The organism is Bacillus sp. EB106-04-02-XG92, from assembly GCF_058791995.1.
Map to the genome: position 1 here is coordinate 78200 of NZ_JBYTEA010000001.1, position 21631 is coordinate 99830.

General features: G+C 36.7%; 19 protein-coding genes and 1 riboswitch. All 19 genes read right to left on the minus strand.

Annotated elements, in window-relative coordinates:
* Nucleotides 1-132 precede the first annotated feature (132 nt).
* Nucleotides 133-927, minus strand: coding sequence for a TIGR00282 family metallophosphoesterase (locus AC3WVA_RS00370; RefSeq protein ID WP_048530450.1), 795 nt, complete (start codon nucleotides 925-927; stop codon nucleotides 133-135).
* A 164-nt stretch (nucleotides 928-1091) separates the two neighbouring features.
* A complete protein-coding gene (gene rny, locus AC3WVA_RS00375) occupies nucleotides 1092-2657 on the minus strand; it encodes a ribonuclease Y (protein ID WP_000099355.1) in 1566 nt (521 codons plus the stop codon).
* 481 nt (nucleotides 2658-3138) lie between these two features.
* Entirely contained in the window at nucleotides 3139-4170 is a 1032-nt protein-coding gene (gene recA / locus AC3WVA_RS00380; RefSeq protein WP_048530451.1) for a recombinase RecA, read from the minus strand.
* A gap of 143 nt (nucleotides 4171-4313) precedes the next feature.
* Nucleotides 4314-5552 carry a competence/damage-inducible protein CinA gene (cinA, locus tag AC3WVA_RS00385; protein WP_048530452.1) on the minus strand — a complete coding sequence of 413 codons (1239 nt, stop codon included), beginning with the start codon at nucleotides 5550-5552 and terminating at the stop codon, nucleotides 4314-4316.
* Between the two features lie 20 nt (nucleotides 5553-5572).
* A complete protein-coding gene (gene pgsA, locus AC3WVA_RS00390; protein ID WP_001052973.1) occupies nucleotides 5573-6151 on the minus strand; it encodes a CDP-diacylglycerol--glycerol-3-phosphate 3-phosphatidyltransferase in 579 nt (192 codons plus the stop codon).
* A 63-nt stretch (nucleotides 6152-6214) separates the two neighbouring features.
* Complete coding sequence (locus tag AC3WVA_RS00395) at nucleotides 6215-7126, minus strand: helix-turn-helix domain-containing protein (protein ID WP_087958634.1); 912 nt, start codon at nucleotides 7124-7126, stop codon at nucleotides 6215-6217.
* 21 nt (nucleotides 7127-7147) lie between these two features.
* The gene (locus AC3WVA_RS00400) at nucleotides 7148-7933 is read right to left on the minus strand and encodes a DUF3388 domain-containing protein (protein WP_000574107.1); all 786 of its coding nucleotides are present in this window, start codon (nucleotides 7931-7933) and stop codon (nucleotides 7148-7150) included.
* A 139-nt stretch (nucleotides 7934-8072) separates the two neighbouring features.
* Complete coding sequence (locus tag AC3WVA_RS00405; protein ID WP_048530457.1) at nucleotides 8073-8321, minus strand: DUF3243 domain-containing protein; 249 nt, start codon at nucleotides 8319-8321, stop codon at nucleotides 8073-8075.
* A gap of 75 nt (nucleotides 8322-8396) precedes the next feature.
* Nucleotides 8397-9110 carry an elongation factor P 5-aminopentanone reductase gene (ymfI, locus tag AC3WVA_RS00410; protein ID WP_098345292.1) on the minus strand — a complete coding sequence of 238 codons (714 nt, stop codon included), beginning with the start codon at nucleotides 9108-9110 and terminating at the stop codon, nucleotides 8397-8399.
* A gap of 103 nt (nucleotides 9111-9213) precedes the next feature.
* Nucleotides 9214-10500 carry an EF-P 5-aminopentanol modification-associated protein YfmH gene (gene yfmH, locus AC3WVA_RS00415; protein ID WP_048530459.1) on the minus strand — a complete coding sequence of 429 codons (1287 nt, stop codon included), beginning with the start codon at nucleotides 10498-10500 and terminating at the stop codon, nucleotides 9214-9216.
* Nucleotides 10501-11775: an EF-P 5-aminopentanol modification-associated protein YfmF gene (gene yfmF, locus AC3WVA_RS00420; RefSeq protein ID WP_071758851.1), complete on the minus strand. Its 1275-nt coding sequence runs from the start codon at nucleotides 11773-11775 to the stop codon at nucleotides 10501-10503. It abuts the gene before it with no gap.
* 198 nt (nucleotides 11776-11973) lie between these two features.
* On the minus strand, nucleotides 11974-12933 hold the full coding sequence (locus AC3WVA_RS00425; RefSeq protein ID WP_078419111.1) for an ABC transporter permease: 960 nt from the start codon (nucleotides 12931-12933) through the stop codon (nucleotides 11974-11976).
* Nucleotides 12934-13992 (minus strand): ABC transporter permease, encoded by a 1059-nt coding sequence (locus AC3WVA_RS00430; RefSeq protein WP_048530465.1) that lies wholly within the window; start codon nucleotides 13990-13992, stop codon nucleotides 12934-12936.
* Complete coding sequence (locus tag AC3WVA_RS00435; protein ID WP_048530466.1) at nucleotides 13985-15517, minus strand: ABC transporter ATP-binding protein; 1533 nt, start codon at nucleotides 15515-15517, stop codon at nucleotides 13985-13987. The genes AC3WVA_RS00430 and AC3WVA_RS00435 overlap by 8 nt, the downstream gene beginning before the upstream one ends.
* A gap of 108 nt (nucleotides 15518-15625) precedes the next feature.
* Complete coding sequence (locus tag AC3WVA_RS00440) at nucleotides 15626-16693, minus strand: BMP family lipoprotein (protein WP_048530467.1); 1068 nt, start codon at nucleotides 16691-16693, stop codon at nucleotides 15626-15628.
* A 90-nt stretch (nucleotides 16694-16783) separates the two neighbouring features.
* Nucleotides 16784-17509, minus strand: a complete 726-nt coding sequence (locus AC3WVA_RS00445; protein WP_000114176.1) for a GntR family transcriptional regulator — start codon at nucleotides 17507-17509, stop codon at nucleotides 16784-16786.
* 232 nt (nucleotides 17510-17741) lie between these two features.
* Nucleotides 17742-17843: riboswitch (purine riboswitch) on the minus strand.
* A 203-nt stretch (nucleotides 17844-18046) separates the two neighbouring features.
* Nucleotides 18047-20428, minus strand: coding sequence for a DNA translocase FtsK (locus tag AC3WVA_RS00450; protein ID WP_048530468.1), 2382 nt, complete (start codon nucleotides 20426-20428; stop codon nucleotides 18047-18049).
* A 210-nt stretch (nucleotides 20429-20638) separates the two neighbouring features.
* The gene (locus AC3WVA_RS00455; protein ID WP_048530469.1) at nucleotides 20639-20842 is read right to left on the minus strand and encodes a YlzJ-like family protein; all 204 of its coding nucleotides are present in this window, start codon (nucleotides 20840-20842) and stop codon (nucleotides 20639-20641) included.
* A complete protein-coding gene (gene tepA, locus AC3WVA_RS00460) occupies nucleotides 20839-21588 on the minus strand; it encodes a translocation-enhancing protein TepA (protein WP_048530471.1) in 750 nt (249 codons plus the stop codon). Before tepA ends, AC3WVA_RS00455 begins: the two co-directional genes overlap by 4 nt.
* Nucleotides 21589-21631: the final 43 nt, after the last annotated feature.

Genomic DNA, 21631 nt, shown 5'->3' on the forward strand with positions numbered 1-21631 from the left:
TTTCTCTAAAAAGTATTAGCAATTATTTCACTTTAACTTATATTCACGAGGAATGACACGTATTCCTGCTAAATTTCTGTAATTTTTCTAAAAAATTAAAAAATAATAACTTATCTAAATTTTATTCAAAAATCACTCAAAAAATGGTTGATCATCGTTAATTAAAATACGCTGAATTTTCTTAGCTTTTCCTGTATTAGGGTCCACATCAATTAGCACTGCACTTAATTGTGTTCTACCATTTGTTACTTCAAATCGTACTGGTAAGTTTGTTAAAAACTTCTTCAATACTGCTTCTCGGTCCATACCTAAAATTCCATCGTAAGGTCCTGTCATACCAACATCTGTAATATATGCCGTTCCGCTTGGTAAAATACGATTATCTGCTGTAGGAACATGCGTATGTGTACCTACTACCGCTGTAGCACGACCATCTACATACCAACCTAACGCTTGTTTTTCACTTGTAGTTTCCGCATGGAAATCAACAAAGATAATATTCGTACGTTTTTTCGCAATATCAATTAATTCATCCACTTTACGGAATGGACAATCGATTGGAGGAAGGAATGTACGTCCTTGTAAGTTAATAACTGCAACTTCTGTTCCATTACAGTTCACAAAGATAAGCCCTTTTCCTGGGGTTCCTTCTGGGAAGTTAGCTGGTCTTGCAAGATATTTTGCGTCATCAATAAATTCAAATACTTCACGGTTATCCCAAGCATGGTTTCCAAGTGTAACCGCTTGTGCCCCGCATTCTAAAAAGTTTCGGTATATTTTCTCTGTAATTCCACGTCCACCTGCTGCATTTTCTCCATTAATAATGGTTACTGTAGGTGTATATTTCTTCTTTAATGCCGGTACGTATTGTTGAATCATACCTCTACCAGGAGATCCTACTACATCCCCAACAAATAATATTCTCATATGTCTTACCCTTCCTATGTACTACATTTTTTATTACTATAGCTTCAAGTGATTTCCTTACAATATATTTATTATAAGTTTGTTTCACTTGTATGCTAGGTATAACTAATTTCCTTTATTTTAACCAATTCCAACACAAAAAAATAAAGTGGTGTTTCACCACTTTATTTTGCGTATTCCACTGCACGTGTTTCACGAATAACAGTTACTTTAATATGTCCTGGGTAATCCAGTTCATTTTCAATACGTTTTCGAATATCACGAGCTAAACGATGAGCTTCTAAATCATCGATTGTATCTGGTTTTACCAGAATACGAACTTCTCGTCCTGCTTGAATTGCGAATGATTTTTCTACGCCTTCATAAGACTCTGAAATCTCTTCTAACTTTTCAAGACGACGAATATAGTTCTCAAGTGTTTCACTACGAGCTCCAGGTCTTGCAGCTGATAATGCATCTGCTGCTGCAACTAAAACTGCAATGATTGAAGTTGGTTCTGTGTCTCCATGGTGAGATGCAATACTGTTTATAACTACAGGATGCTCTTTATATTTCGTTGCGAGTTCAACACCAATTTCAACGTGGCTACCTTCTACTTCATGGTCAATCGCTTTACCGATATCATGTAATAGACCAGCACGTCTTGCTAGTTTTTCATCCTCACCAAGCTCTGCTGCCATAAGTCCAGTTAAATATGCAACTTCCATAGAGTGTTTTAAGACGTTTTGTCCGTAACTTGTACGGTATTTCAAACGACCTAAAATCTTAATTAAATCTGGATGTAATCCGTGAACACCCACTTCAAACGTTGTTTGCTCTCCGACTTCGCGAATATACTCGTCCACTTCACGTCTTGATTTTTCGACCATCTCTTCAATACGCGCTGGGTGAATACGTCCGTCCTGTACTAGTTTATCAAGAGCGATACGAGCTGTTTCACGACGAATTGGGTCAAATCCAGAAAGGATAACCGCTTCTGGTGTATCATCGATAATTAGGTCAATACCTGTTAACGTTTCTAACGTACGAATATTTCGACCTTCACGTCCGATAATACGTCCCTTCATTTCGTCATTTGGAAGATTTACAACCGAAACGGTTGTTTCAGCAACATGATCAGCTGCACATCTCTGCATTGCAAGAGATAAAATCTCTTTTGCTTTCTTATCCGCTTCTTCTTTCGCACGAACTTCACTTTCTTTTACCATTACGGCAATTTCATGAGAAACTTCACTTTCTACTTTACCAAGAATAATTGCTTTCGCTTGTTCGCGTGTCAGATTGGAAATGCGCTCTAATTCTGTTTGTTGCTTTTGAACTAACTCTCCCACTTTGCTTTCCAACTCTTCAATCTGTTGTTGTCTCGCTACAAGAGAATCCTCTTTCTTTTCTAACTGTTGCTCACGTTTATCGAGCGTTTCGTCTTTACGATCAAGGTTCTCTTCTTTTTGCATTAAACGATTTTCTTGTTTTTGTAATTCGCTTCTACGGTCACGAATTTCTAATTCAGCTTCTGTACGAAGTGTATGAATTTCATCCTTTGCTTCTAAAAGCGCTTCTTTCTTAAGTGCTTCAGCCTCACGATTCGCTTCATCTATAATACGTTTCGCTTCATTAGCTGCACCATTAATCTTCGCTTCAGCAATAGACTTTCGAACAAAAAAGCCAACAACTGCACCGACTGTTGCAAGCAAAATGGAGATGAGTATCCAAACTGCAGTACTACTCATGATTTCACCTCCCCTTGCTATGAATGAAAAAAGACTGTCGGCATGTACATTGAATACCAACATACAGCAAAGACCGTCGTCCCGCTTTTTTAAGGGACTTTCTTCATTTCACAATTAAAATGTCATATTATTATTTCGGCAAGATTTAAGTCTTACTCCGAATATTACTTCTCTTCTTGAGAAGAGTGTTTCGTATATAAGAAAAAATATACATTCTCATTGTATCTATCGCAATTTTCATTGTCAAGCGTTGTCTACTTTTACTTTCTTTACCTTCAGCCCTAATTCATATATGAATTTAAAAAGCAGATAGCATATTATCCTGGAAAACCTTAGTAAATTCCAGTTTATTCATGTAAAACGTGCATATATCACTCTTTATACATAACCTTTTAGGTAGATTAAATATTTTATCCGCAACGATATACAACGCTTTCATAATGATACAAAAATAAAAGACACGAAGCCGTGTCTTTTATTTTTAATCAAGAAGATTTGAATCTTCCGCGCCTTCAGCACCAGAATCTTCGCTAATTCCGTGATGCTCACGAATAAAGAAGGCAATTTCTTCTCTTAAATCCGTATTTTCTTTTAAGAACTGCTTCGAATTTTCTCGACCTTGTCCTAGGCGCTCTTCATTATAAGAGTACCATGCACCACTCTTTTGAACGATATCAAGTTCAGAAGCCATATCTAAGATTTCGCCTTCTCTTGAAATACCTTCTCCGTACATAATATCAACTTCAGCAACACGGAATGGTGGTGCCACTTTATTTTTAACTACTTTTACTTTTGTTTTATTACCAACGATGTCGTTACCTTGCTTTAATTGCTCAGCACGACGCACTTCAAGACGAACAGTTGAATAGAATTTCAACGCACGACCACCTGGAGTTGTTTCTGGGTTCCCGAACATAACCCCAACTTTTTCACGAATTTGGTTAATAAAGATTGCAATTGTTTTTGATTTATTAATTGCACCTGAAAGTTTACGAAGCGCTTGAGACATTAAACGCGCTTGTAGACCTACGTGTGAGTCACCCATGTCTCCTTCGATCTCAGCTTTAGGTACAAGAGCTGCTACAGAGTCAATTACGATAATATCAACCGCGCCACTTCGTACAAGTGCTTCTGCGATTTCTAAACCTTGCTCCCCTGTATCAGGTTGTGATAATAGTAATTCATCGATATTAACACCTAATTTTTGTGCATATACAGGATCCATTGCATGCTCCGCGTCAATGAACGCCGCTTGTCCACCTTGACGTTGTACTTCTGCAATTGCATGTAATGAAACTGTTGTTTTACCTGAACTTTCAGGTCCATAAATTTCGATAATACGGCCACGTGGGTATCCGCCTACCCCTAATGCCACATCAAGTGCTAAAGAGCCACTAGAAACTGTAGAAACTCTACGCTCCGCTTGTTCTCCTAATTTCATAATTGAACCTTTACCGAATTGCTTCTCTATTTGTTTTAACGCCATATCTAACGCTGCTTGACGATCACTCATTCAAAATTCCTCCTTAACTGAATTGCTAATCTTATTATACCTATTTTCAATTCAATTTGCCAACAAAAATCGAACATTTATTCGATTTTTTTATTTTCCATTAAATAAAACCGCCTTTAACCATGAAAAAAGCTAGAAGAGACTTATATCTCTTCTAGCTTTTTATACAAATGATAAAATCCATATTTTACTGAGCGTTCTCTAATTTGTTGACGACTTCCGCTTAAATGAAGAGGGAAGACTACAGTTGGTTCATCTTTAATCGCCAGTCCAACAAATACTGTTCCCGGCTCTTTATGTTCTGAAGCATCTGGTCCTGCTACCCCAGTGAAACTAACTCCGATATCCGCTTTTAATAATCCTCTAACATTTTCAGCAAGATAACGAGCACATTCTTGACTAACGGCACCGTCAGTAGCCAACACTTCCTCAGGTACATGTAGAACATGCTGCTTCACATCATTATGATAGCAAATGACACCACCTTTAAATACGGAAGACACACCAGCACTTTCTGTTACTTGATTCCCGAAGAGACCACCCGTTAAACTTTCTGCACACGCTAAAGTTAATCCTTTTTTCTTCAATAACTCTATCGCCTTATTATGAAGAAACTCTTGATCATATCCGTAGAAAAATTCTCCTACTCTTTCTAAAATCAAATCTTCCGTATGCTGAATGAGTTTCTGCGCTTCATGAACACTTTGATGCTTAGCAGTTAAACGTAATGTCACTTCTCCATCATTCGCAAGCGGGGCGATTGTCGGGTTCGTTTGTCCATCAATCAAATCTTGAACTTTCACTTCTAATTGAGATTCCCCAATCCCGAAGAAGCGAAGCACACGAGAATAAATGTTTTCTCCTGTTGTAAAGTTACGTAAAAAGGGCTCTACATAACTCACATACATCGGCTTCATTTCTTTCGGTGGTCCTGGTAATAAAATATAAACTTTTCCGTTCTTATTTAACCCCATACCAGGCGCCATGCCGTGATCATTCGCAAATACAGTTGCTCCATTTAAGACGAGCGCCTGCTTTTTGTTATTCTCCGTGAATTCGCGACCTGTACGCTTAAAGTAATCGCTTATTGATGCTAATGCCTTTTCATCATATACAAGCTCTTCCCCTAAGCTAGACGCTATTGTTTCCTTCGTCAAATCATCTTTTGTCGGTCCTAATCCACCTGTAAAAATAAGCATGTCCGCGCGCTCTTCTGCAACTTCAATCGCCTGCTGTAATCGATTGTTATTATCCCCAACTACAGTATGGTAATACACGTTAATCCCAATTGAAGCTAACTTTTCAGATAAAAACTGGGCGTTTGTATTTGCAATTTGTCCAAGTAACAATTCTGTTCCAACCGCAATAATTTCAGCATTCATCCCAATTCCCCCATAAACTTCTATTTTGAGTTTACAAAAGCAGCTCTATTTTTCCAGAAATAATCCCATCCTGAAATAACAGTAAAAATTAATGCAATCCATATAAAGATATCAGCAACTGGAATATGGATTAAATTTAAAGGTACATCGTGTAATAAGTATGCCGCAATCGCGATAATTTGTGTCCATGTCTTAATTTTCCCTAGCTGATTTGCCGCAACTACTTCTCCTGTTCCAGCAAGTACAAGGCGTAAACCAGTTACCGCAAACTCACGGCTTATAATGATAATAACGATCCAAGCAGGTACGTATTGCATCTCAACTAATGTGATCAGTGCTGCTGAAACAAGTAATTTATCAGCTAACGGGTCAAGAAACTTCCCTAAGTTTGTTACAAGATTATACTTTCTTGCGTAATGTCCATCAATCCAATCTGTAGCCGAAGCAACAATAAAGATAAGTGCCCCTACTAAATGTTGAATTGGTAAATCAACATCACCAATTGTGTATGAGCCCCAATCAAATGGCGCTAACATAATTACCATAAAAATTGGAATTAAGAAGATTCTAGATATTGTAATTTTATTTGGTAAATTCACAGCTATTCCTCCATCATATCAAAAACATTTGTTCATTGAAAAAAGTCATCGAAGCGATGACTGTTATTGTGCAGGTTGCTCTATCCCTTGGTTTTTGATCACCAATCTTTGGTGAAGTTCTTTTTCTGGATCCAATGGATAAGCGACCACTTGGCCATTCAGTTTGACTTCAACATTCGTTGCATTTCCAATATTAAGTCGCACTTCTTTTAATGTTGATACATCACGTTTTTCTATTTGGCCCTCTTGTACTGTAGCGTTTAGAATCACATTCCCAGCATCATCTTTAACATCTACATAACTCGCACCTTTACCCGATAATTCCAGTTCTAATGTTTTATTGTTATGAATTTCCAAAGTAGATACTTTACCAGTTGTACCAACTACTTTCACTTCTTGTTGTCCAGTTGGCTGTGCTGGTTGTTCCTCTTTCTTCGGTTCTTCTTTTTTTGGTTCTTCTTTTTTCGGCTCTTCCGCTTTCACATCATCTTTCTTCGTATCTAACGGAGAGTTTTCCGCTTTTTTCACTTCAATTTTCTCGCTTTGAGCATTCGGAACTTTCGCATCATCTTTTCCAGTTAACGCTTGGAAAACAAACCAGATTACCATTCCAAATGCAATTACTAACAGCGCAACTAAAATTTTCGGCATGTGATCTGCAATTGGCCATGATGAAGATTTTTGCATTGTTTCTTGCGTTTTTTGTCCTGTTGATACTTGTGGAACGTCGCGTTTTTCAGATTGTGGTATCGTACTCTGATATTCTACAAGCAATTCCTCTCCATTTAATCCAACCGCATCTGCGTATTGTTTAATGAATGCACGCGCATAAAAAGCTCCTGGCAATACATCATAATTGCCTTCCTCAATCGCTACTAAATGGCGCTTTTGGATTTTTGTAACCTCATGCAGCTGATCAATAGACAAGCCTTTCGTTCCTCTTGCTTCTTTCAGCTTTTGTCCTAATTCTGTCACTACTAACACCTCAATATTTCTTTAAAAGTCAAACATAGAGAAATTATTTTGCGTACCTTGCTCAATTTCATCTACTAAATTATATTGAATTTCTTCATCATAATCGTTACGTAACTCGATAATATAATCAAAATCATCTAATGTGTATTCTGACTGGCTCACAAATACATCAGGATGTTCCACAACTTTCGTTGCAGGCAATCTCATAATTTCACGAACGAGCTGCCAATGCCTTTCGTTAGCACGCTTTGTTGACACGATTCCATCTAAGATGAAAATATTGTCGTCGCTATACTCGTCTTCAATCAATTGACTACGAACCGTTTGCTTAATAAGAGTAGATGATACAAATAACCATCTTTTATTTGCGCAAACACTTGCGGCAACAATGGATTCTGTTTTTCCGACACGAGGCATTCCTCGTATTCCGATTAGTTTATGACCTTCTTTTTTCATTATTTCAGCCATAAAGTCTACAAGTAATCCTAATTCATCACGTACAAATCGAAATGTCTTCTTATCATCTGCATCTCGTTGTATGTACCTACCATGTCTAACCGCTAGCTTATCTCTTAGCTTTGGCGGACGATATTTCGTTACCGTTATGTTATCCATCGTATTTAAAATTGATTCAAGTCTAGAGATTTGCTCTTGATTATCACACATTAGGAGTAATCCACGCCTTGCATTATCTACACCATTAATTGTGACAATATTAATGCCGAGCATACCGATTAACGAAGAAACGTCACCAAGCAAGCCAGGTCGGTTTTTATGTATTTCATATTCAAAATACCATTCAATCATCCAAGATCACTCCCCTTGCTTACTTTACACCTACGTACTATATTATATGATTTCACCTTAATAGGGAAGCTAAATGTATAATCTATCCTGCGTTATTATTATACAAAAAAAATAGAGAGGAGATTCTCCTCTCTATTTTTTACTTATGTTGTACAAACTTCACCATTAAGTTTGCGATTGTATGTTGCTCTTGTTCGTCAGCAACTTTCCAAAGCTCAGATAATAATTTCTCTTGATCGTTGCGCGCTTCTACTTCATTTGCTAAATAGTCTCCAACACGAAATGCCATATCTGATACAGCACCACCATCAAGACCTTTTCCTTGCGCCTGTTCTAAACGTTCTCCTAAAAAGCTCTTCCATTGATCAAAATTATCTAAAACTGACATGTGTAAGCACCTCACTACTTAGTAATAGAATCATGCTTAATTTGTACAGTTTTTCATTTTTTATGTAAGAAATTTTTAGCAATGCCAACCGCCATTTACTCCGATAATTTGTCCCGTTATGTAAGATGCACCTGGTGATGCGAGAAATGATACTGTTTTCGCCACTTCTTCCGGTAATCCTAATCGTCCTAACGGTATCTCTTCAGCAATTTCATTTTTATCCTCTTCTGAAAATACGTTTAACATTTCCGTTTCAATTGCACCTGGCGCCACCGCATTCACTCTTACTCCACTTAATGAAACTTCTTTCGCTAAAGCTTTCACATATGAATTTTGTGCACCTTTCACCATCGAGTAAAGCACTTCACATGATGCGCCAATTTGTCCCCATATAGAAGAAACAAGTACAATATTGCCGCTTCTCCGCTGAATCATAGATGGCAATGCCATTGATAATAATTTATAGATACTCTTCACTTGAAGTTCTACCATAGAATTCAATTCGTCGTTCGTTACATCTGTTACGAGTCCAAATATACTCTTCCCAGCTGCATATACGATAACATCAAGAGGATGTTCAATTTGTTCCCACAATTGCTCTGCTCCATCAGCAGAAGCTAAATTCGCTTGAACGGGAATCACTTCACCGCATTCTTTCTGCAACTCATTCACTTTCTCTTCACCGTTATTATAATGAACATATACTGTATATCCATCTTGAATTAATTGTTTTGAAATAGCAGAGCCAATCCCTCCGCTCCCTCCAGTTACTAATGCATACTTTTTCATAAATTCCCTCTCTTATCTCTACAAACTCATTTTCATACAACTAAATAATACCCTCATCTTATCATTTCTTTATGACAAGATGAGGGTATTTTTATAAAACCTTTTATTTCTTCGGTAAAACCTGACAAACGCTCATTCTTTCTTCTGATAATAATGTTTTCGCTACTTCTTGTAAATCTTGAACAGTTACCCCTTCTAATACCGTTAATGCTTCAAACAGACTCGATTCATTAAATGCATATCGTGTAAACTGATTCGCAATATATTCCGGTGAATTCAATGAGCGTAAAAATCCACCTATTTTCTTTTTCTTCACTCGTTCTAATGCTGCCTCATCTAATTGATCATAATTTGTCTTTAATAATATACCTTTCAAACGCTCTTCTAGCTCATCAGGTTGCTTCGTATCGCCGCCTACCATTGCAAAACCGAAGTTATTCTCTTCCGTATAATCATACGAGAACGAATCATCAATTAGTCCTTCATTATATAAAGATTCGTAATGAACGGAGCTTTTTCCAAATAAATAATCTAAAAGTAACGTAAGCGCAATTTCTTGTTTTAAAAGGGCTTTTCCTTTTTCTTTTAAATTTGTCGCTTTAATACCCACTAAACATTTCGGTGTTTGTACAGGCATTGAAATAATTTTCTTTTTTTCATTTACCGCATCTGGTTCTTCTTCAAATGAACGTACAATTTCCGGCTGATTTTTATAGTCTTTTTTCGCTTGATTTTCACGCACTAAATCCATTGTTTTCTCTGGATCAATTGCGCCCACAACAAATAGTAACATATTGCTCGGATGATAAAATGTTTCATAACACTCGTATAATAGGTCTTTCGTAATTTTACTAATAGACTCGATTGTCCCTGCAATATCAATTTTAATTGGATGTTTTACAAATAAGCTATCAATTAACCCAAAGTATAAGCGCCAATCCGGATTATCTTGATACATTTGAATTTCTTGCCCAATAATCCCCTTCTCTTTCTCAACTGTTTTTTCAGAGAAGTACGGTTCTTGTACGAAGTTTAACAATGTATTTAAATTTTGTTCTACATTTGATGTACATGAAAAAAGGTAAGCTGTTCTTGTGAAAGATGTGAAAGCATTTGCTGATGCTCCTTGTTTACTAAACAATTGGAAAGCATCGTGATCTTCTTTTTCAAATAATTTATGCTCAAGAAAATGAGCAATTCCATCTGGCACACGAATCATTTCTTCTTTACCTAGTGGTACGAATGTATTATCCATAGAACCATATTTTGTCGTAAACGTTGCAAATGTTTTATTAAATCCTTGCTTCGGTAAAATATATACATCTAATCCATTAGGAAGTTTTTCATAATAGAGTGTCTCTTTTAATTGCTCATAAACAATTTTCTCCATTTATTCTCCCTCCGTTCCTTGTAAAAAGTAAATTGTATCTAGTTCAATATTTTTAGCAACTTTCACAATTTCTTCTTTCGTCACACTTTCAATACCTGTAAGCCATTCTTCAACTGGACGCGTACGGTCTGAAATAATGCCATGATACAGCATTTCCACAAATCCGCGCGGTGTATCAATCGCCTCTAATATTTGATTTTGAATGACACTTTTCGTTTGATGCATCTCTTCTTCAGAAAAATCACCATTTTGCATCGCTAACATTTGTTCTTTAATAATCTCAACAGCTTTTTCATAATTTTTCGCTTCGATCCCTGACATGACAAACAATAAGCCTTTATGACTTTCAAAGCGGGATGCTGCATAGTACGCTAAACTATTTTTTTCACGAACGTTAACGAATAACTTCGAATGAGAAAACCCTCCAAACAATCCATTGAACAATTGCAGTGCAAAATAATCTTCATCTTTATACGTAATAAACGTACGATAACCGATGTGTAATTTACTTTGTTTTAATTCTTGTTGTTCAACTACTTCTTTTTCTTCATTATTTCTCTTATGAAGAAGTACATTTCTTTCTCTGACAGGACGCGTTGAAATAGAAAAATACTTACTTACAAGATCCACTGCGTTTTCTGAAATATCACCAATAATGTATAGATCCATTTCATCCTCTGCTAACACTTTTTGATAATATTGATACAAACTTTCATTTGTAATAGAAGAAACACTCTCTTTTTTCCCATTTGCACTTAAACGATACGGTTCTACTTTACACATTTCTTCAATTAAACGCTCGTTTGCATAGCGCATTTTATCATCGTACGTAGCTTCAATTCGTTGCAAGAGTGCTCTCTTTTCACTTTCTACGATAGAAGGTAGAAAACCATTTCCCTCTGTCGCTGGATGCAAAACAATATCCGATAACATAGAAAGTGCTTTTTCAAATAACGGTGGTGCATCATGTAAATAAACTTCATTTGCAATGTCTACATAAATAGAGATAATATGGTCTTCTCCTTTTTTACTTACATCTACTGCCAAAGAAGATCCATATAATTCTTCTAAATATTGACGAAGACGAATTACAGAAGGAAGCTTTTCTGTCGCACTTTGCAATACGTATGGCAATAGGGCACGCTCTGTCACCGTCTCCTCATTTAAAGGTGCCTTAAAACGAAATACAAAAGTATTTGTTTTATATTTATCAGTTGGAATAATATGTACTCGCAAACCACCTAACTCATGTAACTGTTGTTCCATTAGTTTCATTTATAGCCCTCCTTTACGTATGTAGGAATATTCCTCTTCAATATACAGTTTTTAGAAATAAAAAATCAACTTTTCTTCCTCACTATACTTACATTAACCTCTTTCTAAAAACTTGAATATGTAAGGAACATAGTAAAATTCCGTATTAAATATAGTCTATGTAAAAAAGCCCGCACTAATGTGCGAGCTTTTTTATACTTATCGTTTTCCTTTTTCATAAGGAGTTCCTAATGCTTTCGGAGCTTCAGAACGACCTACAAAACCAACAAGCGCTAATATTGTAAATACATACGGTAATATCGTTAAGAATACACTTGGAATTTCCTTTAGTACTGGAATTGTACCACCAGTTATTCCTAATGATTGAGCAAATCCGAAGAACAGAGCCGCTCCAAGAGCACCAAGTGGATTCCATTTACCGAAAATCATAGCTGCTAGCGCTAAGAAACCTTGTCCCGTAATTGTAGCACCTGAGAAGTTACCAGAGATCGACATAGCGAAGACCGCTCCACCAACTCCTGCAAACATTCCAGATATAGCTACTGCAATATAACGCATTTTATATACATTAATACCCATCGTATCTGCTGCCATTGGATGTTCACCAACCGCACGAAGACGAAGACCGAACGGCGTTTTATAAATGACATACCAAACGACAAACGCCAAAATAATAGCAATATATGATGTTAACGGTACATTTGAGAAAAAGATTTTTCCAATTACCGGAATATCCGAAAGACCCGGAACATCGATTTTTTCAATGCGGTATTGAATGAAATCAGTTTGTCCTTTGCCAAAGATTTTCTTAATCGCAAATACTGTTAAACCAAGAGCTAAAAAGTTAATCGCTACCCCGCTCACCACTTGATCTGCACGGAATGTAATAGATGCTACTGCGTGAAGAAGTGCAAATAAGCCACTACCAATCGCTGCAAATAATAGTGCGATCCAAGGTGTCATCGCTCCCCACGTATCACCCATTAATAACGTTGTAACAATACCGATAAATGCACCGAATAACATTAAACCTTCTAACGCTATATTTACAACTCCAGAACGTTCACTGAACACTCCACCTAACGCCGTAAAAATAAGTGGCGCTGCCGTATATAACGTACCCGTCACAAGAATGGCTAAAATATCTAAAAAGCTCATTTATTTTCCCTCCTTGCTCATGCGTGTAAGTGCCCAGCGTAAAACATAACTGCACGCAACAAAGAAAATAATACATGCAATAATAACGTTAATTAACTCAGAAGGTACATCAGCTTCAAAATTCATTTGTGGAGCTGCACTTTTCAAACCACCAAACAGTAAAGCTGCTAATAATATACCAAATGGATTATTTCCTCCTAGAAGCGCTACCGCGATCCCATCAAATCCGATACCAGTAAACGACGACATCGCCGTCATACTTTGGAATGTCCCTAATCCTTCCATAGCTCCACCAATTCCGGCAAAAGCACCTGCAATTGTCATTGATAATACAACATTACGCGATACTTTCATCCCTGCATATTGAGAAGCATTTTGGTTAAAACCAACCGATTTTAATTCATATCCTAACGTTGTTCTATCTAATAAGAACCACATTACAATTGCAACGATAATAGCTACAACAATTCCCCAATGTAAACGAGATCCATCTGTCAATGAAGATAACCAGCCAGAAGCTAACGAAGCACTTGCTTGTACATCATAAGATTTCTCATTACCTTCATGAATAAAACGCTTAATAAGATCATACGTAACATAAAGTGCAATGTAGTTCATCATAATTGTAACAATTACTTCATTTACTTTAAGCTTCCCTTTTAAATATCCAGGTATAAAACCCCATAAACCGCCGGCGATTGCTGCCACTAAAATAGATAACGGAATATGCAAAATTGCTGGTAACGACACTGCATATCCAAACCAAACAGCAGCAAGCCACCCAACTAATAACTGTCCTTCCACCCCAATATTGAAAAGACCTGTACGAAATGCAAATGCTACTGAAAGACCAGCTAGTACAAGCGGAATCATTGTACGCAACGTCTCACCGATAGCTTGTGGATTACCAACCATCCCTTCCCAAAGTGCGGCATATCCAACAATTGGATCATATCCACTAACTAACATTACAATGGCACCAACAAGTAAACCAAAAACTACGGATAACACAGGTACTAAAATATTAATTGTTCGTTCCGTTAAAAATTTTTTAGTCATTTGTGTTCACCTTCTCTTTCCCTGTCCCGCCGGCCATCAATAACCCAAGCTGTTGTTCATTCGTTTCTTTCGCATCAACAATTGCCACGATTTTCCCTTCATATATAACAGCAACTCGATCACTTACATTTAAAATTTCATCCAGCTCTAAAGATAAAAGTAATACTGCCTTACCGTTATCTCTCTGCTCGATTAATTTTTTATGAATAAATTCAATCGCACCTACATCTAAACCACGTGTTGGCTGCGCTGCAATTAATAAGTCTGGATTACGATCTACTTCACGTGCGATAATTGCCTTTTGTTGGTTTCCACCAGATAGAGCGCGAGCTAACGTGTGTTCACCAGGTGTACGTACATCAAACTGTTCAATAAGCGCTTTTGCTTTTTCTGTAATCTTACTAAAATTTAAAATCCCTTTCTTTGAAAATGGATTTTTATAGTATGTTTGTAAAACAATATTGTCCCGAACAGAAAAATCAAGAACAAGTCCGTGTTTATGACGGTCTTCAGGAATATGACCAATCCCCTCTTCTGTTATTCTTCGAACTGGCCAATTCGTTATTTCTTTTCCTTTAATTGCAATAGAACCTGACTCAACTTTTCGTAAACCAGTAATCGCCTCTATTAATTCACTTTGACCATTTCCATCAATCCCTGCAATCCCAACGATTTCTCCTGCACGAACAGTTAAGTCAAGGCCTTTTACAGCAGGTAACTTGCGCGTATCATGAACAATTAGGTTTGCAATAGATAGTACTTCTTCCATTGGTTTAGCTTCTATTTTTTCTGTTTTAAAATTCACTTGACGTCCGACCATTAACTCTGCAAGTTTATGCTCATCCGTTTCCGCTACATCAACAGTACCAATCCCCTTACCTTTACGAATAATTGTACAACGATCGCAAACTTCCATAATTTCTTTTAACTTATGTGTAATAAGAATAATAGATTTCCCCTCTTGCACAAGTTTTTTCATAATTTGAATCAACTCATGAATTTCTTGAGGAGTTAACACCGCCGTTGGCTCATCAAATATTAAAATCTCAGCACCACGATAAAGAGTCTTTAATATTTCAACCCTTTGCTGCATCCCAACAGAAATATCTTCAATTTTTGCATGTGGATCAACAGCTAAACCGTATTGTTCAGATAATTGCTTAATTTCTTTTGCAGCTTCTTCAACAGCAATTTTCCCGTTTTTCTTTGGTTCATTTCCGAGAATAATATTCTCTGTAACTGTAAAATTATGAACAAGCATAAAATGCTGATGGACCATCCCAATACCAAGATCATTTGCTATATTCGGATTCGTAATTTTAACAGGGTTTCCTTTGATTTTAATTTCTCCCTGTTCTGGTTGATACAAACCGAACAGCACATTCATCAGCGTTGATTTCCCTGCACCATTTTCTCCAAGTAAAGCATGTATTTCTCCCTGTTTTACTTGCAGCGTAATATCATCATTCGCTACAATGCCTGGGAATACTTTTGTAATATTGTTCATCTCAATTACGTATTCCATTTTGTTCCTCCTTTTAGCAGGGAACACTCCCTAATTACACTCTATTAAAAGTATTTTTATATATGCAAAGGTTAGTTCTAAGAACTAACCTTTGCTATTTCTCTATTATTATTTCTTTAGAGAAGCTTCATATGTTTTATATTCTTCGTCAGTTGCAGGTACTTTAATTTCACCGTCAGTGATTTTCTTCTCAAGCTCTTCTACTTTTGTTAAGATTTCTGGATTTACTTTTTTCACATTGTCAGTCGTTTTCGCAATACCAACACCGTCATCTTTTAAACCAAACTCTTCTACTTTACCGCCTTTTAGCTTACCATCTTTCGCTTCTTGTGCTACTTTTGCTACTGCAACATCAACACGTTTTACCATCGAAGTTAAAGTTACGTTTTCAGGCATACCTTCTTGATTTTGGTCACGGTCAACACCGATTACCCAAACGTTTTCACCTTTTTTCTTACGGTTTTTCGCTTCTGTGAATACACCGTTACCAGTTGCACCTGAAGCATGATAAATTACGTCAACTCCACCACCGTACATTGCTGAAGCTAATACAGATCCTTTTTCTGGTTTATCAAATGCATCAGCATATTGTGATACGATTTCGATATTTGGATTTACTGCTTTTGCACCAGCTTTGAAACCTGATTCAAATTTTGTAATTAATGGGCTTTTTACACCACCAACAAACCCAACTTTATTTGATTTTGTCGTCATCGCTGCTACAGCACCAACTAAGAATGAACCTTCATGGTCTTTAAATGTAATACTTGTTACGTTTGGCTTCTTTACAACTGTATCTACAATCGCAAATTGTTCTTTCGGATACTGATCAGCTACTTTTTCGATTGATTTTTCCATTAAGTATCCAATACCAAATGTTGTGTTATAATGATCTTTCGCAAATTTCGTTAAATTCGGGATATAATCCGCATCTTTACTAGATTGAAGATAACGATATCCTTCATTTTTCTTTAAGTCATTATCTTTACCGAACTTCGTTAAACCTTCCCAAGCTGATTGGTTAAATGATTTGTCATCAACGCCCCCAACATCTGTAACCATACCAACTTTAAACTCTTTTTTGTCGCTACTCGCTTTATCCGAGTTACCACATGCACCTAAAACCGCACTTGCTGCTAATGTTAATGATAATAAAAGACCTGTTTTTTTCTTCATACTAGAAACCCCTCCTGAAATGAATTGTCTATTTTTTTATACGCTGCTGTCCCTAACTTCTTGCTGTCACCTCCCTAAAATAGAACTCACCTACATACGTTTTCTTAATACATGGAAGCTAAACTTATCAGCTCTAAAGTAATTGATAGAATATAAGATTGGCTCATCATTTTGATCATAGTGCATTTGTTTTAATACTAGCAGTGCTGTTTCTGGTTCACATTCTAAAATCGGTGAAATTTTCGGATGATAGCCAATTGGCTCAATATGAGCAACCGCGTATGTGATACGTTTATGCGTATTGTTATGTATCACCGTTAGCAATGATTCTTCATTGTATCCCGATAAATCCGGCAATATTTCTTTTGCAAGTTTATCGATACAATATACAACAGGTTCCCCATCTGCTGTACGCACACGCTCGATCATCACTGCATTAAAACCATCTTCACTATTAAACTTCTCTTTTTCCTCTTCTGTTAAACTTGTTGTAGATGATGATAGAAAGATAGTTCCTGGTGTTTTCCCCACACTAGAAATCATATCTGTAATACTAGAAAGTTGCTCAATCCCCGAAGAAAATAACGGCTTAGCATTTACAAATGTTCCTACACCATGTCTACGAATGACAACATTTTCTTCTTCTAAAATACGCAGTGCTTCCCTTAAAGTCGCTCTACTTACGCCAAGTTCTTTCGCTAAATCAAACTCTGATGGTAACTTTTGTCTTTCTTTGTAAGCTCCATCTTTAATTTTTTCTTTGATGTGATCAATCACCCGTAAATATAGGTGACGACTATCGGATTTTACTGACATAAGACTCCCCCGCATTTCAATTATTCGACCTCTGATGTAAGACTTCTTTTCTCTTTTTTCAACTTACAACATAATAAAAATTACTAAACACTAAAATAAACGCAATTGTCGAATAAATATTAATAATTTTTTAAGATGAAATTTTCACTCTTTACTGCATAAAAAAAACTTTGCACCATAAACATTCCTCATTTCGAGAAAAAGTTCGGCACAAAGATCTCTTACATCCTTTGTTACACACTTTTCCCCTCATAGTCCAGCAATTCATGGTTGCCAGGTAGAAACTTATGGACCTTATCTCCAAGATTATATGAGGCAGTGATTCTTTTCGAAGTAATCTTACCACTTGCTCCCATACGTGTCAACAAAATTTAACATTTTTCTACATTAAATATCGAACGTTCACAAAAAACCACACCAAAGTATTCGTATTCTAAAGAACCACTTTAAATGTAAGCCCTTTCTTCACTTCTGAACATAGTATATAACAAAACCAGCATATAAAAAAGCCTAATTGTAAAAACAATTAGGCTTTTTTTATGAACTTTTTTCTTGTACATCATTAATGAGCACTTCTCGTGGTTTACTACCTTCATACGGACCTACTACACCATTCATTTCCATTGCATCAATTAAACGAGCAGCTCGCGTATATCCAACTCTAAACCTACGTTGCAACATAGAAACAGATGCCGTTTGCATTTCCACTACGAGCTGAACTGCTTCATCATATAATTCATCTTCTACTTCCTGCTTCGTATCAGGAACATCTTGCGGAATCATATCTTCTTGATATTGCGCTTTTTGCTGACCAATAACATATTCTACAACTCTCTCAACTTCATCATCTGATAAAAACGCACCTTGTACACGTACAGGCTTCGATGCACCAATTGGTATAAACAGCATATCTCCACGACCTAGTAATTTCTCTGCACCACCGCCGTCAAGAATTGTACGAGAATCTGTTTGAGAAGATACAGCGAATGCAATACGTGATGGAATATTCGCTTTAATAACTCCCGTAATGACATCAACTGATGGACGCTGCGTTGCAATAATTAAATGAATACCAGCCGCACGAGCCATTTGTGCTAGACGCATAATTGCATCCTCTACATCTGATGAAGCAACCATCATTAAATCTGCTAACTCGTCCACAATCACGACAATATAAGGTAATTCCGGTTGTTTCGCTTCTGATTGACTATTATGTTCTTTTATATAGTCATTATATCCTTCAATATTACGCGTGCCACTATGAGCAAACAACTCATAACGACGTTCCATCTCACTCACGACTTTTTTCAATGCTTGCGATGCCTTTTTCGGATCCGTTACAACTGGTGTTAATAAGTGAGGAACACCGTTATATACATTTAACTCTACCATTTTCGGATCAATCATCATTAATTTTACTTCATGTGGTTTTGCACGCATTAAAATACTAACAATAATACCGTTAATACATACACTTTTCCCGCTACCCGTCGCACCAGCTACTAGTAAATGGGGCATTTTATTTAAACGGGCTAATACAGCTTCACCTGTAATATCTCGTCCAAGACCAATTAACAACTTCTCTTCTGGATGATTATTAGCCTTAGAATCAAGAACTTCTCTAAGCGTTACCATAGAAACTTCTGAATTCGGAACTTCAATCCCTACAGCTGATTTCCCAGGAATTGGTGCCTCGATACGAATGTCTTTCGCCGCTAAAGCAAGTGCTAAATCATCACTTAAACTAACGATTTTGCTTACCTTTACTCCCATATCAGGATACACTTCATATTTTGTAACTGCAGGACCTCTATGTACTTTTGTTACTTTTGCTTTCACTCCAAAGCTTTGGAATGTACGCTCTAATTTACGAGCATTCTCATAAATTTCCGCATTTTCATTTGTAACTTGCTTATTCTTTGGAAATTTCAATATATCAAGGGCAGGAAGCTTGTAATCTTTATTTTCTACATTTGAAAATTGCATAGGAGGTGCTTGTGTTTCACCCTCTAACGATTCAACGATTTTTTCTCCACGCTTTTTCTTCGGCTCTTCAATTGGCGGAGCCTCTTCGATAAATGGTGAAGTGATTAACTCTTCTTCCTCTACCTCAATTCGTTTATCCTCTTCTTCATTTACTGGATAATTCTCAGTGAAATTTGAAATAATCGGAGGATCAATTGAAATTTCTTCCATCGGCTCAACAATTTCTTCTTGTTCTGCAGCACGTTTGCTCCTTGTGCTTCTCGTTGTTTTTTTCTTTTCTGTTTGTTCAGCCGTTCTTTTCGCTCTCCAATCTTTATAGTCCCCTTGCATCACTTGAAATTGACTTCTAAGGATTCTACCAACTGGAGCTAACACTTCTCCAATATGCTTATTTGTTATACAAAGTATACCGAGAATAACTAAAATAATACCAATAATATAAGCTCCTACTTCATCAAATAAGAAATAACAAGTCGCGAACATAAGCGCACCAAACATGCCACCACCTAAATGAACACTATCTGGCCCTTTTTTCATTTCAAGAAAGAAATTATCTTTCGTACTCACAATAACAGAAGTATTTTGCACTGCTCCATCTTTCGTAAGTAGGTTAAATAATGTAATATGACTAAACATTAATATCGCCAATACTATTAAGTAAAAACCGATTAACCGTTTATTTAAAAGGTTCGGCCATCCACGTTTTATAACAAACGAAACCGATAAAGCTATTACACCTAACACACCAATTATGTACCACTCACCAAAGAAGAAGCGAAAAAATAACACAAACGATTTCCCTACAACGCCTAGCTGTAAAATCGTAATGATTGAAAGTGCAAAAAGAGTTAAACCGACGATTTCATAATACAAAGTTGGCTTTATCGTACGTCTTGCCTTTGCCTTCGTCCCTCTTTGCTTTTGTTTTGCCATTTCTTCACCTCGTGTTCTACATATACGTAAAGCCTCCTAAAAACTCTACTTATATGTCTGTTTTCTCTATTTTTTCAGGTCTTTATATCTTCTATTTTTACACTTCTTGTAAAATGTTAAATAAACAGAAGAAAGCAGCCCTCTCATGGCTGCTCAACCGTCTTGTTTTTTATATTATACCATAGCTTCTAAACAAAATCCTTCTTTTTGCTAAAAGGTTATTTTCTGGCCAGGCTCAAACTCTAAGTAGTGAAACGGATCTGTACTTAACACACGCACAATAGAATAACACCCATGTTCTTCTTCTGAAACCATTAATTCAACACCATTTATATTTACGATTTTTTGACTTTCACATTGCGAATAATCAGCTGGATACACAAGTTGCTCTGGCATAATTGTATATAAAATCATTGTAACATTGTCCCTTCTGTACTATCATCCCCGCGAGCATCTATTAATTCATTTAGTTTTCGAATCGCATTTCCAATACCACCGACATCATCTATAAGACCATACTTCACTGCATCTCCACCAATTACATTCGTACCAATATCTCGCGTTAAATTTCCTTTCGCAAACATAAGCTCTTTAAAACGATCTTCCGTTACTTTCGAATGCTTCGTCACAAATCGAATGACTCTTTCTTGCATTTTATCTAAATACTCAAATGTTTGCGGCACACCTATAACAAGACCTGTTAGGCGAATAGGATGAATTGTCATCGTCGCAGTTTCCGCAATAAATGAATAATCCGTAGAAACAGCAATTGGCACACCAATAGAATGTCCTCCGCCCAGAACAAGTGATACAGTCGGCTTTGAAAGTGAAGCGACCATTTCAGAAATGGCTAGTCCGGCTTCAACGTCACCTCCGACAGTATTTAATATTAAAAGTAAACCTTCTATTTTCGGATTTTGTTCAATCGCAACAATTTGTGGAATGATATGCTCATATTTTGTTGTTTTATTTTGCGGTGGCAATTGGACATGACCTTCCACCTGTCCAATAATTGTTAAACAATGAATACGCGATTCATTCATTTGTGGTATATTCGTTTGTCCAAGCTGTTGAATTTTTTCCACTATTGAAGCTTCTTTTCCAGTTTCTTTCGGCTCAGCCTCTTTTTCTTCATTTGTATAACGATCACGTTCTGTCATATCGCATCCCCTTTCACTCGTATATCACTATTATTTCTTAAGT